This window comes from Sphingomonas sp. CFBP 8760, from assembly GCF_014841615.1.
Classification (GTDB): domain Bacteria; phylum Pseudomonadota; class Alphaproteobacteria; order Sphingomonadales; family Sphingomonadaceae; genus Sphingomonas.
In genome coordinates, this window is sequence record NZ_JACYUG010000008.1 from 89,218 (window position 1) to 100,801 (window position 11,584).

Sequence of the window (11,584 nt, forward strand, 5' to 3'; positions counted from 1 at the left end):
GGAAGCGATCACACGGCGAACAGGCGAAAGCCAGGCGGCAGGCGTTTGGGGGGATTGCCTTGCAACCCCGCCTCGATCGCGCCGATCGCGGCGAGCAGCGTGCGCGGATTGTACGGTTTCGACAGGCAACCCGCAGCCAGTTCGATCGCCTCGGGCGGGCAGGCGCCGGTCACGAACATCACCGGCACGCCGCGTGCATGCGCAGCCCGCGCCACATCGACCCCCGATCCGTCGGCGAGATTGACGTCGACCAGCACCAGATCGACCCCGCCTTCCGCCAATATGTCGATCGCGTCGCTGACCCGGTCGACGGTGGCGACCACGCTGTAATCGGCCTCCGTCAGGACGTGCTCGTTATCGAACGCGACCAGCGGCTCGTCCTCGACCAGCAGCAACCGGACGATCTGCCGCTTCTTCTTCCCGAACAGCATGGCGCCCGCCCTTTGTTACGCAACCCGAACATAACGCGTACCGGGGCCAAGGGTCGCAAAGATTTTTCGCCTGATCCCGCCAGACGCTGTATTCGCCGCGTCATGACCGACCAAGAGCCCCCGAAGGGCGATCGCATCGCCAAACTCCTCGCCCGTGCAGGTATCGCCTCGCGCCGCGATATCGAACGGATGATCGACGAGGGGCGCATCGCGCTGAACGGCGTCACCCTCGATACGCCCGCCACGGTGCTAACCACGCTGGACGGCGTCACCGTTGACGGCCACGCCGTCGCCGCACCACCGCCCGCGCAGCTGTTCCTCTATCACAAGCCGCCCGGCCTGCTGGTGACCGAGCATGACCCGGCGGGCCGCCCGATCATCTACGATCACCTGCCGCGCGACCTGCCGCGGGTGGTGCCGGTCGGCCGGCTCGATCTCAACACCGAAGGCCTGTTGTTGCTGACCACCGATGGCGGCTTCAAACGGCAGCTAGAACTGCCCGCCACCGGCGTGGAGCGTACCTATCGCGCCCGTGCCTACGGCGACGTGACGCAGGCGCAACTGGAGGACCTGATCGAGGGGATCGAGATCGAGGGCATGCGCTACGGCCCGATCGACGCCAATCTGGAACGCCGCACCGGTGCGAACGTCTGGATCGAGATGACGCTGACCGAAGGCAAGAACCGCGAGGTACGCCGCGTGCTGGAACATCTCGGGCTGCAGGTCAGCCGGTTGATCCGGACGCGCTATGGCCCCTTCGTGCTGGGCGATCTGATGCCGGGCGAGGTCGGCGAGGTGCGCGGGGCGGATATCGGCGCCTTCCGCCGGACGCTCGACAGCCCCCGTCGCGCGCGCGAGCCGATGGCCAATGTCGAGGTGGAAGCCCGCGCCAAGACGGCGGCCCCGGCCCCCGCCGCGCCGCCACCCCCGGCGGCACCCCAGGTGGAGGAGGCAAGACGACCACGACCAGCACCGACCGCGTCGGCCCGGCCCGCTGCGGCCGGCGGTGGCTGGGGTAGCCGGACGCGGCCCAGCCGGCCGGCGGCGAACGCTGCCCCCGCCCCGACCGACCGGTTTCGCAGCGACCGGCCGCGCGGCGATGGACCACGCTCCGATCAGACCGGTGCTACCGCCCCGCGCCCCGGCAATGCCCCGGGCAATGTCCGCAGCGACCGGCCTTATCGGGACGCATCGCCGCGCCCCGACCGGCCAGCCGTCGATGCGCCCCGTCAGGGTGGTGGCCGCAGCGACCGACAACGTCAGGCGGGCGGACGTCCGACCGGTAATGGCTTTCGCGGTGCATCCTCGGGCACCGATTTCCGGCCGCAGCCCGATCGGGCGTCACCCCGCGCCGACCGGTCAGCGGTCGATGCGCCTCGTCAGGAGGGTGGTCGCAGCGATCGTCCGCGTCAGGCCAATGGTAGCCGCCCGGCCGGCAATGGCTTTCGGGGGACCTTCTCCGGTGGCGATGCCCGGCCTCAGAGTGATCGGGCGTCGCCGCGCGCCGACCGGTCGCGTAACTTTCGCGATCGCCGGGACGATGATGGCGCACCGCCGCGCCCGACGGGCGACCGGCCCCGTGGCGCAGCCCCGGCCTATGGTCGCGACGACCGGAACGGCGCATCGCCACGCGGGCCTGCCCGCGCCGGCGCCGGCGCCGGCCCTAACCGCACGCCGGGTGCCGCCCGTCCCGGTGGCAAGCCGCCCGGCAAGGGTGGATCGGCCAAGGGGCCGGCCGGCGGCCGCGGACATCCGCCCCGCGCCCCCAAGGGAAAGCGCTGAGCGATGCGGGTGATCGCAGGACAATGGCGGGGCCGCCCGCTCGTCGCCCCCAAGGGCGATGCGACGCGCCCCACCGCCGATCGCACGCGCGAGGCGCTGTTCTCGATGCTGATCAGCCGGCTGGGCAGTTTCGACGGCCTGTCGGTAGCGGATCTGTTTGCGGGATCGGGGGCGCTGGGGATCGAGGCGTTGTCGCGCGGCGCGGCGACATGCCTGTTCGTCGAGCAGGACCGCGCCGCGCTGGATGCGTTGAAGGCCAATCTCGCCAAGCTGGGCACGCGGGCGGATGTACGCGCCACGTCGGTGATGGCACTGGGGCCGGCGCCCGCGCCGCTCGACGTGATGATGCTCGATCCGCCCTATGGCAGCGGCGCGGGTGAGGTCGCGATCGACAAGCTGGCCCGGCTGGGCTGGATCGGCCCGGCGACCTGGGTCAGCATCGAGACGGCCAAGCCCGAGGAGGTCACGATCGCGGGCTTCGACATCGATGTCACGCGCGTCCACGGCAAGGCGCGGCTGACGTTGCTGCGACGGATGGCTGCGTGATCGGCAGGGCGGCGCTGGACAGCGTCGCCCTGCCCCGCCAAGCTTCATCCCATGTCGATTCCCGCCATCTTCAATCGTCTGCGCCTGCCCGTGATCGGGTCGCCGCTGTTCATCATCTCCGGCCCGGAGCTGGTGATCGCCCAGTGCAAGGCGGGTATCGTCGGGTCGTTTCCGGCGCTCAACGCCCGGCCGGCGGCAATGCTCGACGAATGGCTGCACCGCATCACCGAGGAACTGGCGGCGCATAACCGCGCGCATCCCGAGCGGCCCGCCGCCCCTTTCGCGGTCAATCAGATCGTCCACCGGTCCAACGACCGGCTGGAGGCGGACATGGCGGTCTGCGCGAAATGGCAGGTGCCGATCGTGATCACGTCACTGGGGGCCCGCGAGGACCTGAACACCGCCGCCCATGGCTGGGGCGGGATCACCCTGCACGACGTGATCGACGACCGCTTTGCCCGCAAGGCGGTGGAAAAGGGGGCGGACGGCCTGATCGCGGTGGCGGCCGGTGCGGGTGGCCATGCCGGGCGCCAGTCCCCCTTCGCGCTGATATCCGAGATACGGGCATGGTTCGACGGGCCGCTTGCCTTGTCCGGCGCGATCGCAACGGGTGGCGCGATCCTCGCGGCCCGGGCGATGGGGGCGGATTTCGCCTATATCGGTTCTCCCTTCATCGCGACGGACGAGGCGAATGCCGATGCCGCCTACAAACAGGCGGTGGTCGATTCGCGGGCGGCCGACATCGTCTATTCCGACCTGTTCACCGGCGTGCACGGCAATTACCTGCGCGCATCGATCGTCGCCGCCGGCCTCGATCCCGACCATCTGCCGCAGGGCGACCTGAAGACGATGGATTTCGGCGGCGGCAACGGCAGCAAGCCCAAGGCATGGCGCGACATCTGGGGCGCGGGCCAGGGCATCGGCGCCATCGATGCGGTGGAATCGGTGGCAAGCCGGGTCGAGCGGTTCGCGCGCGAGTATGATACGGCGCGGGCGCGCCTGATCGCCTGACCGGCGGCGACCGTTCGTTCAGAGTGCCGCCGCCAGCCGTCGCTGCATCACCAGTGCCGGACTGACGGCCGGGGTCCGCGCCATCGCCTCGTCCAGAAATGCCGCCCGGCGATAGAGCGCGATACCATCGTCGATCAACGCCCGCGCCTGATCGGGGAAACCGGCGAGCGCCGCGATGTCGGGCAGCGGCATCGCCTCCAGCCGTGGCCGCGCGTTTTCGTCCATCTCCCCCGCGTCGATCGCGCGCCATGCCAACAGCCACGCCAGTACGATCATCAGCCGCGTCGTCATCCGCAACTGCTCACATGACAGCAATACGCGCCCCAGTGGATCGAGACGACCGTCGCCCTGCTCGTCCGGATGTTCGATATGGGCCCGCGTGTCGTCGGCGAGCAGCATCGCATCGGTGTAGAGCGCGGCGAGCAGCGGGCGGCGGATACGGGCAGCGTCGGTTTCGATCATGACGATGTCGTCGCATGGCATCGCCGCCCTGCCCAGCCGGTGCGGCCGTCCCGCCTGTCCCGTCGCGGAGCATCCGCCCGGCCGCGTTAACGATCAGGCGATGATGTCGGGCAGCAGATAATCTTCGAGCATCGCGATCTCGTCGCGCAACCGCAGCTTGCGTTTCTTCAGGCGGGCGAGCTGCAATTGGTTGGGCACGCCGTGGTCGGCCAGTGCCGCGATCGCCGCGTCCAGATCGCGATGCTCCTGCCGCAGGGCATCCATCCGTCCCCTGATCTGTACCTCGTCCACCGATGCCCTCCGCTATCCCGCCCCCTGTAGCGCAGAAGGGCGGCAGCGGGCGAGGGCAAACGGCCTGCGGAGAAAACGACACGGGGCATCGCGTTCGGCGAAAAACCGGGCGACAATCGGTGATTGGCGTGTTCTACTTCCTGTCCCAAAGCATGAAAGGAGATCTGCCCATGCAGTCCACACCGCACCAGCACGCCCTGGAAGCGAAACATGCCACGTTGGATCGGCGCATCGCCGAGGAAACCAACCGTCCCCTTCCCGATACCGCGACGATCGCCGACCTGAAGAAGCAGAAATTACGGCTGAAGGAAGAGATCATCAGCCTGTAGCATCGATCGTGCCGTCGCCCGGTAACGGGCGACGGTATTCCGGGTGCGGGATTTATTCTCCGGCCACCGCGCGCTGAACCTGTTCGGGATCGATCGTCGTGTCCAGTGCGACACCGATCCGTCCCTCCGCATACCAGGCGACCTGACCGGTGACCTCGCCGATCCCGGGCAGCGTCAGTACCGCACGGGTACCCGCCATGACCGGATAGCCCGGTTCCGCCATCAACCCACGATCGGACAGATTACGGATGCGAACCTCCTGCGGCCCCTCTTCATCGTCATCGAGGCGCAGCCAGGCGGTCATCATCGCCGGGCTACGCTGATGCGCGCGCTGATCGGCCGGGTTCACCACGCGGATATGATCCGTCCGCCTGCCCGGATCGCGCGTCGAGCCATTGGTGCCCATCCTGTTTCCTGCCATTGCCGCGGTCGATGCCCTGCGCCCCGACATCGCGTCAAAGATTTAACATACCGGAAACATGCCCTGAGGGATATGGGCGGCAGGCCCTATTCGTCGCGTGAGATCTTTTCGTGGCGTTCGTGGCGTTCCTGCGCCTCGACCGTCATCGTCGCGATCGGTCGGGCTTCCAGCCGGGCGAGGCTGATCGGCTCGCCGCTGACTTCGCAATATCCGTATTCGCCCTCTTCGATGCGGCGAACCGCAGCGTCGATCTTGCTGATGAGTTTGCGCTGGCGATCGCGGGTGCGCAGTTCGATCGACCAGTCGGTTTCGCTCGACGCCCGGTCGGTCAGGTCCGATTCGCGCAGTGAGTCGAGTTGAAGCTGCGACAGCGTGCCCTGCGCTTCCAGCAGGATGGCTTCCTTCCAGTCGATCAGCTTGTTGCGGAAATAGGCCTGCTGCCGCGGGTTCATGAACGGCTCATCGGGCGACGGCCGGTAGCCATCGTCATTGGCCGCCCGTCGGCCAGTGGAAAGGACGTCTGCGCGATCAAGAACCGTCGCCATATCGTTCTCCCTAGGGCCCGGTGGCACGGTTGGTTCCGTATCGCCTGAGCCGCCCCCTTATGATGCTGGGCCTATAGAGGCACAAAACCCGCGTCACAAGCGACAGCCCTGCCGTTCCGTACCGTTTAGGATGGAATGTTGCGTCGATATCACGTCAGGCTTTTCCCGTGATGGATTCGACTGCCGTCGCGGTACGGAACCAGGCGATCAGGCGTCGGCGATCGCCTTTTCGATATCGGGCACGGGATGCCCGGTCAGGTCCTTCGCCAGTTCGCCGGTGATGCGATCGCTGACTGCCTTGTGATAATGCTTGCGCAGTTCGCCGAGCGTCCGGGGCGGCGCGATCACGATCAGTCGTTCGAATTCGTTGCCGAGCGCACGGCGCTTCAGCAGGTCGGCGGCACTGGCGGCGAAGCGATCCTCCTCGATCTGGTGCGCGTCGGCCCGGCCCATCGAACTCTGCGAGGCGCCCTGCGGCGACGATGCCCGGCCGGCGTCGTCCGTCGTCTGTTCGCGATCGGCGGGGTTCGCCTGCTCCTCGGCATGTTCGACGACCAGATTGGGGTTCTGGGCATCCCCTTCGTTGCGGAGGAACAGCATCTTGCGGCCATCGGCGACGAGGACGACGGCGTCATGGGGAAGCTGCAAGGGATGTCTCCTTCATGGTGGTTGCTGCGGGGATAACGCGCCGCCCGCGGCACGGGTTGCGCCGCCCCGCCCCTGCCGCCATAGCCCATCGCCATGCACGACATCCGCCTGATCCGCGAGAATCCCGCAGCCTTCGACGCCGGGCTCGCCCGGCGCGGGCTTCCCCCCCGATCCGTCGACCTGATCGCGCTGGACGAACGTCGACGCACGACGATCGCCGCCGCGCAGGACGCACAGACCCGCCGCAACGACCTGTCGAAGCAGATCGGCCAGGCCAAGGCCGCGAAGGACGAGGCGCGGGCCACGGCGTTGATGGCCGAGGTGGCGGCCCTGAAGGCGCGGCTGCCGGAACTGGAGCAGGACGAGCGGACGATCGCGGCGGAACTGGATGCCGCCCTCGCCGCGATCCCCAACCTGCCCGCCCACGACGTGCCCGAGGGGGGTGACGAGGACGGCAACCGGCTGGTCCACGAACGCGGCGAGAAACCCGGTTTCGCCTTTACCGACATTCGCGAACACGACGCGATCGGCCCGGCGCTGGGGATGGATTTCGAAACGGGGATCGCGATCGCCGGTGCCCGCTTCACGCTGCTGCGCGGCCCGGTCGCGCGGCTGAACCGCGCGCTGGGCCAGTTCATGCTCGACCGGCTGGTGGCCGAATACGGGTATGAAGAGGTCGCGCCGCCGGTGCTGGTCCGCGAGGAAGCGTTGTTCGGCACCGGGCAGTTGCCCAAATTCGCCGAGGATCTGTTCCGCACCACCGACGACCGCTGGCTGATCCCGACCGCCGAGGTATCGCTGACCAACATGGTGCGCGAGCGGGTACTGGCGGATGGCGAGTTGCCGCTGCGTTTCGCCGCGCTGACCCCCTGTTTCCGGTCGGAAGCCGGCGCGGCGGGGCGGGATACGCGCGGGCTGATCCGCCAGCACCAGTTCGACAAGGTGGAGATGGTGTCCATCGTCACCCCCGATGCCTCCGACGACGAGCATGAGCGGATGACCGGCGTGGCCGAAGGCGCGCTGGAGGCGCTGGGCCTGCCCTATCGCCGGATGCTGCTGTGCACCGGCGACATGGGGTTCTCCGCCGCGCGCACCTATGATCTCGAAGTGTGGTTGCCGGGTCAGGGCCGGTATCGCGAGATTTCCAGCTGCTCGACCTGCACCGATTTCCAGGCACGGCGGATGAATGCCCGATTCCGTACAGACGGCGGCAAGCCGCAGTTCGTGCATACGCTGAACGGCTCGGGCCTGGCGGTCGGCCGCACGCTGGTGGCGGTGATCGAGAATTACCAGCAGGAGGACGGGTCGGTCGCGGTGCCGACGGTGCTCCAGCCCTATCTGGGCGGGCTGACGATGCTGGAGCGGCCGCGCTGATGCGTATCCTGGTCACCAACGACGATGGCTATCATGCGCCGGGCCTGACGGTGGCGGAGCGGATCGCGGCGGCCTTTTCCGATGATGTCTGGGTCGTCGCGCCGGCCGAGGAACAGTCGGGGGCGGGCCATTCGCTGACGCTGACCCGGCCGCTGCGCGTGCGCCGGTTCGGGGAGAAGCGCTTTGCCGTATCCGGCACGCCGACCGACGCGGTGATGATGGCGGTGGCCAAGATCATGAAGGATACGCCGCCCGACCTGATCCTGTCGGGCGTCAACCGCGGGGCCAATCTGGCGGAAGACGTGACCTATTCGGGCACCGTCTCCGCCGCGATGGAGGGGGCGCTGGCGGGCATCCGCTCGATCGCGCTCAGCCAGGTCTACAGCCGCGAGGGGATGGGCGATGCCGTGCCCTTCTCGGTCGCGGAGGCATGGGGCGAGCGGGTGCTGCGCCCGCTGATCGCGGCACCGCTGGCCCCCCGGTCGCTGGTCAACGTCAACTTCCCCGCCGTGCCGGCGGACCGGGTGAAGGGGGTGAAGGTGGTGGCACAGGGCCTGCGCGATTACGGGCGGCTGCGGATCGTGACCAACACGGATCCGCGCGGCTACGACTATCACTGGTTCGCCCTGGGGCAGATGGAACAGGTGGCCGCGCCGGATACCGATCTGGCGGCGGTATCGGACGGCTATGTCGCGGTCACGCCGCTGCACCTCGACCTGACGCACGAGGCGTCGCTGGCGATGCTGGCCCGGGCCTACGGATAAGATGCGGGCAGCGGCGATCGGGGTGGGAATGGCGCTGGCGCTGGCCGGCTGCATTCCCGCTGTCGATCCGCCGCCCCGCCCCATCGGACCTGCCGGTCAGGAGCCGCCCGCCCCCCTCGACGACGATCGCCCCGCGCGCGGCGTGGTCGACGTGCCCGCCCCCCGCCCCGCCCGGCCATCGTGGGAGACGCGCCCGGTCGCGGCGGATGCGCAGGAGGTGCCCGAATCCACCGTCACCGTCCGCCGTGGCGAGGGATTGCGCGCGGTGGCGGAACGGACCGGCGCAAGCGTCGACGCGATCGCGCGGGCCAACGGCATCGCCCCCCCTTATGTGATCCGGGTGGGACAGCGGCTGACGGTGCCGGCCGGGCGCTATCACCTCGTCCGCCCCGGCCAGAGCGGCATCGCCATCGCCCGCGCCTACGGCGTGCCATGGCCACGCATCGTGACCGCCAACGCGCTGGCCGAACCGTATCTGCTGAATGCGGGACAGCGCGTGCTGATCCCCGGTGACGAGCCGGCCGGCCCCAGTCGGGCGGCGGAACGGGCGGCGGCGTTCCGGCTCGACGTGGACAGCATCCTGACCGGGGGCGAGCCGGCGCTGGCGGCGAATCAGGCCCCGACCCGCCCCGTATCCCGCCCGACCCGGCCATTGCCGTCGAGCGCGGCGGTGGCGCCGCCGGTCAGGCTGGCGGGCGGCGGTTTCGTGTGGCCGGTGCAGGGGCGCGTGGTGAAGCGGTTCGGGCCGGGCGCCAGCGGCGAGCGCAACGACGGGATCAAGATCGCGGTGCCGATCGGCACCCCGGTGGGGTCGGTGGCGGACGGCGTCGTCGCCTATGCCGGCGACGGGATCGCGGCGCTGGGCGGCCTGGTGATCGTCAAGCATGGCGGCGGCTGGACCAGCGTCTATGGCCATGCCTCGCGCCTGCTGGTCAGCCGGGGGCAGAGCGTGAAGCGCGGACAGGCGGTGGCGCTGTCGGGCGATACCGGCTTCGCCGACCGGCCGGAACTGCATTTCGAACTGCGCAAGGGCCGGACCCCGGTCGATCCGCAGACGCAGTTGCCACAGCGCTGACGACCGGCCGGGGCGGCGGAAAGTCACGCCGGAAAGTCACGAAAGTCCTATCCTACAGGGGTGCGGCCCGCGGTCGCTCCCTTTCGCCATCCACGAGGCAGCTACATGGCACGAGACGCGCCTGTAGGACAGTGACGGGAGCCGTGCGGCTTGCTAACCGGCGGGCATGTCCTACCGGTCCGAGCTTCTCACCCTCCTGTCGCAGCGCGGCTATATCCATCAGATGACCGATGCGGTCGCGCTCGACGCGCTGGCCGTGAAGGGCGTGGTGCCCGGCTATATCGGGTTCGATCCGACCGCGCCGTCGCTGCATGTTGGCAGCCTCGTCCAGATCATGCTGCTGCGGCGGTTGCAGCAGAGCGGCCACAAGCCGATCGTGCTGATGGGTGGCGGCACCGGCAAGATCGGCGATCCCAGTTTCAAGGACGAGGCGCGCAAGCTGCTGGGCGAGGACGGGATCGCCGCCAATGTCGCGTCGATCCGGCGCATCTTCGAACGGTTCCTGACGTTCGGGGACGGGCCGACCGATGCGGTGATGCTGGACAATGCCGAGTGGCTCGACGCGCTGGAATATATCCCGTTCCTGCGCGAGGTGGGGCAGCATTTCTCGGTCAACCGGATGCTGTCGTTCGATTCGGTGAAGCTGCGGCTGGACCGGGAACAGTCGCTCAGTTTCCTCGAATTCAACTACATGATCCTGCAAGCCTATGATTTCATGGAGCTTTCGCGTCGCGCCGGGTGCCGGTTGCAGATGGGCGGCAGCGACCAGTGGGGCAATATCGTCAACGGCATCGAACTGGCGCGGCGGATGGACGGGACCGAGGTGTTCGGGATCACCACCCCGCTGATCACGACCGCCGACGGCGGCAAGATGGGCAAGACGATGGCGGGTGCGATCTGGCTGCACGAGGACCAGTTGCCGCATTTCGATTACTGGCAGTTCTGGCGCAACACCGACGACCGCGACGTCGGCCGGTTCCTGCGCCTGTTCACCGACCTGCCACTGGACGAGATCCGTCGGCTGGAGGCCCTGCCGGGCGCGCAGATCAACGAGGCGAAGAAGATTCTCGCCACCGAGGCGACCGCGATGTGCCGGGGGCGCGCCGCAGCCGACGAGGCGGCGGACACCGCGCGTCGCACCTTCGAGGAAGGTCAGGGCGGCGATGCCCTGCCCCGGTTCGCGGTGACGGGCGAAGTGGCGCTGGTCGATGCGCTGGTCGGGCTGGGGTTCGCCAAGTCGCGTGGCGAGGCACGGCGGCTGATCGCGGGCGGCGGCGCGCGGGTGGCCGGCGAGAAGGTGAGCGACGAGGCCGCGACGATCACCGTCGATGCGGCGCCGGTGAAGGTGTCAGCGGGCAAGAAGCATCACGGGCTGCTGGTGCGGGCATAACCGGCAGGACGGAATGATCGGCCGGAAGCAGGCCATCGTCCAGCAGCCACGCCGTCGCTTCCTCGATCGTCATGAAATAGGCGGCGTCGCGACTGGCGGCCGCCCGCTTGATCTGCATCCGCGCCAGCGACCGCGCGACGACGAAGGCGATCCGCCGCGACCGGGTGGCCGGATTGACCAGCATCGCCTGGAACCGGTCGACGCTTTCCTGCGACTGGATGACCATGCCGCGGATGTCGACCAGCGTGAGGTGGCGGTTCGGCAGGCAGCGCAACTGCATATGGGCGCGGTCACGCTCTGCGACGAAGCGCGCGATATCATCGACCGTAAAGAATCCGGCCATCGTCAGGCAGATCAGATCACGGGGCACATCGGCCGTGATGGAGAAGGTCGCGGTCATCATCACCGAATAGCCCGGCAATGTTGCCGATCCGTTTATCCCGTCGCGATACCGGCCCGATGCGGGCGCGTGCCGTCCTAACCCTTTATCAATGCGCGATCCGATAGGACCGGTT

At 68.7% G+C, this 11,584-nt stretch carries 15 protein-coding genes; 8 read left to right on the forward strand and 7 right to left on the reverse strand.

Going from position 1 to position 11,584, the window contains the following annotated elements; all coding sequences use genetic code 11:
- Window positions 1–8: 8 nt before the first annotated feature.
- Window positions 9–431, reverse strand: a complete 423-nt coding sequence (locus tag IFT82_RS11755; protein WP_192126914.1) for a response regulator — start codon at window positions 429–431, stop codon at window positions 9–11.
- A gap of 102 nt (window positions 432–533) precedes the next feature.
- On the opposite strand from IFT82_RS11755, the gene IFT82_RS20925 reads away from it, so the two are divergent.
- Genes IFT82_RS20925 through IFT82_RS11770 form a run of 3 tightly spaced genes read left to right on the forward strand, consistent with a single transcriptional unit; the run spans window position 534 to window position 3,770 of the window.
- Entirely contained in the window at window positions 534–2,213 is a 1,680-nt protein-coding gene (locus IFT82_RS20925; RefSeq protein WP_244646706.1) for a pseudouridine synthase, read from the forward strand.
- Between the two features lie 3 nt (window positions 2,214–2,216).
- Window positions 2,217–2,759, forward strand: a complete 543-nt coding sequence (gene rsmD / locus IFT82_RS11765) for a 16S rRNA (guanine(966)-N(2))-methyltransferase RsmD (RefSeq protein WP_192126916.1) — start codon at window positions 2,217–2,219, stop codon at window positions 2,757–2,759.
- A gap of 51 nt (window positions 2,760–2,810) precedes the next feature.
- Entirely contained in the window at window positions 2,811–3,770 is a 960-nt protein-coding gene (locus IFT82_RS11770) for an NAD(P)H-dependent flavin oxidoreductase (RefSeq protein WP_192126919.1), read from the forward strand.
- A gap of 18 nt (window positions 3,771–3,788) precedes the next feature.
- On the opposite strand, the gene IFT82_RS11775 is transcribed toward IFT82_RS11770, so the two are convergent.
- Both IFT82_RS11775 and IFT82_RS11780 read right to left on the reverse strand, forming a co-directional pair.
- A complete protein-coding gene (locus tag IFT82_RS11775) occupies window positions 3,789–4,232 on the reverse strand; it encodes a DUF1465 family protein (protein WP_192126921.1) in 444 nt (147 codons plus the stop codon).
- A gap of 93 nt (window positions 4,233–4,325) precedes the next feature.
- Window positions 4,326–4,496, reverse strand: coding sequence for a DUF465 domain-containing protein (locus IFT82_RS11780; protein WP_199860468.1), 171 nt, complete (start codon window positions 4,494–4,496; stop codon window positions 4,326–4,328).
- A gap of 29 nt (window positions 4,497–4,525) precedes the next feature.
- Between IFT82_RS11780 and IFT82_RS21485 the strand changes: the two genes are divergently transcribed.
- Window positions 4,526–4,852 carry a YdcH family protein gene (locus tag IFT82_RS21485; RefSeq protein ID WP_446740967.1) on the forward strand — a complete coding sequence of 109 codons (327 nt, stop codon included), beginning with the start codon at window positions 4,526–4,528 and terminating at the stop codon, window positions 4,850–4,852.
- 52 nt (window positions 4,853–4,904) lie between these two features.
- Here the strand turns inward: IFT82_RS21485 and IFT82_RS11790 are convergent, their stop codons facing one another.
- From IFT82_RS11790 to IFT82_RS11800, 3 genes are all read right to left on the reverse strand, one after another.
- Window positions 4,905–5,258 (reverse strand): PilZ domain-containing protein, encoded by a 354-nt coding sequence (locus IFT82_RS11790; protein WP_192126925.1) that lies wholly within the window; start codon window positions 5,256–5,258, stop codon window positions 4,905–4,907.
- A 101-nt stretch (window positions 5,259–5,359) separates the two neighbouring features.
- Window positions 5,360–5,818 carry an RNA polymerase-binding protein DksA gene (gene dksA / locus IFT82_RS11795; RefSeq protein WP_192126927.1) on the reverse strand — a complete coding sequence of 153 codons (459 nt, stop codon included), beginning with the start codon at window positions 5,816–5,818 and terminating at the stop codon, window positions 5,360–5,362.
- Between the two features lie 207 nt (window positions 5,819–6,025).
- Entirely contained in the window at window positions 6,026–6,466 is a 441-nt protein-coding gene (locus tag IFT82_RS11800) for a host attachment family protein (RefSeq protein ID WP_192126929.1), read from the reverse strand.
- Between the two features lie 93 nt (window positions 6,467–6,559).
- Here IFT82_RS11800 and serS point away from each other — a divergent pair, with 93 nt between their 5' ends.
- The 4 genes from serS (at window position 6,560) to tyrS (ending at window position 11,069) form a co-directional block, all read left to right on the forward strand.
- On the forward strand, window positions 6,560–7,840 hold the full coding sequence (serS, locus tag IFT82_RS11805) for a serine--tRNA ligase (protein ID WP_192126931.1): 1,281 nt from the start codon (window positions 6,560–6,562) through the stop codon (window positions 7,838–7,840).
- On the forward strand, window positions 7,840–8,604 hold the full coding sequence (gene surE / locus IFT82_RS11810; protein WP_192126933.1) for a 5'/3'-nucleotidase SurE: 765 nt from the start codon (window positions 7,840–7,842) through the stop codon (window positions 8,602–8,604). The genes serS and surE overlap by 1 nt, the downstream gene beginning before the upstream one ends.
- Before the next feature lies 1 nt (window position 8,605).
- Window positions 8,606–9,679, forward strand: a complete 1,074-nt coding sequence (locus IFT82_RS11815; protein WP_244646707.1) for a M23 family metallopeptidase — start codon at window positions 8,606–8,608, stop codon at window positions 9,677–9,679.
- A 166-nt stretch (window positions 9,680–9,845) separates the two neighbouring features.
- Window positions 9,846–11,069, forward strand: coding sequence for a tyrosine--tRNA ligase (gene tyrS / locus IFT82_RS11820; RefSeq protein WP_192126935.1), 1,224 nt, complete (start codon window positions 9,846–9,848; stop codon window positions 11,067–11,069).
- Here tyrS and IFT82_RS11825 read toward each other — a convergent pair.
- The gene (locus tag IFT82_RS11825) at window positions 10,999–11,490 is read right to left on the reverse strand and encodes an STAS/SEC14 domain-containing protein (protein WP_192126937.1); all 492 of its coding nucleotides are present in this window, start codon (window positions 11,488–11,490) and stop codon (window positions 10,999–11,001) included. The two genes, tyrS and IFT82_RS11825, sit on opposite strands and share 71 nt — an antisense overlap.
- Window positions 11,491–11,584: the final 94 nt, after the last annotated feature.

What these genes read in the sequence shown, in the direction of transcription:
- rsmD (WP_192126916.1), top strand. Translation starts at nt 2,217, where the DNA reads ATGCGGGTGATCGCAGGACAATGGCGGGGCCGCCCGCTCGTCGCCCCC.
- IFT82_RS11815 (WP_244646707.1), top strand. Translation starts at nt 8,606, where the DNA reads ATGCGGGCAGCGGCGATCGGGGTGGGAATGGCGCTGGCGCTGGCCGGC.
- IFT82_RS11790 (WP_192126925.1), bottom strand. Translation starts at nt 5,258, where the DNA reads ATGGGCACCAATGGCTCGACGCGCGATCCGGGCAGGCGGACGGATCAT.
- surE (WP_192126933.1), top strand. Translation starts at nt 7,840, where the DNA reads ATGCGTATCCTGGTCACCAACGACGATGGCTATCATGCGCCGGGCCTG.
- IFT82_RS11780 (WP_199860468.1), bottom strand. Translation starts at nt 4,496, where the DNA reads ATGGATGCCCTGCGGCAGGAGCATCGCGATCTGGACGCGGCGATCGCG.
- dksA (WP_192126927.1), bottom strand. Translation starts at nt 5,818, where the DNA reads ATGGCGACGGTTCTTGATCGCGCAGACGTCCTTTCCACTGGCCGACGG.
- IFT82_RS21485 (WP_446740967.1), top strand. Translation starts at nt 4,526, where the DNA reads ATGCCCTCCGCTATCCCGCCCCCTGTAGCGCAGAAGGGCGGCAGCGGG.
- IFT82_RS11775 (WP_192126921.1), bottom strand. Translation starts at nt 4,232, where the DNA reads ATGATCGAAACCGACGCTGCCCGTATCCGCCGCCCGCTGCTCGCCGCG.
- IFT82_RS11755 (WP_192126914.1), bottom strand. Translation starts at nt 431, where the DNA reads ATGCTGTTCGGGAAGAAGAAGCGGCAGATCGTCCGGTTGCTGCTGGTC.
- IFT82_RS11770 (WP_192126919.1), top strand. Translation starts at nt 2,811, where the DNA reads ATGTCGATTCCCGCCATCTTCAATCGTCTGCGCCTGCCCGTGATCGGG.
- tyrS (WP_192126935.1), top strand. Translation starts at nt 9,846, where the DNA reads ATGTCCTACCGGTCCGAGCTTCTCACCCTCCTGTCGCAGCGCGGCTAT.
- serS (WP_192126931.1), top strand. Translation starts at nt 6,560, where the DNA reads ATGCACGACATCCGCCTGATCCGCGAGAATCCCGCAGCCTTCGACGCC.
- IFT82_RS20925 (WP_244646706.1), top strand. Translation starts at nt 534, where the DNA reads ATGACCGACCAAGAGCCCCCGAAGGGCGATCGCATCGCCAAACTCCTC.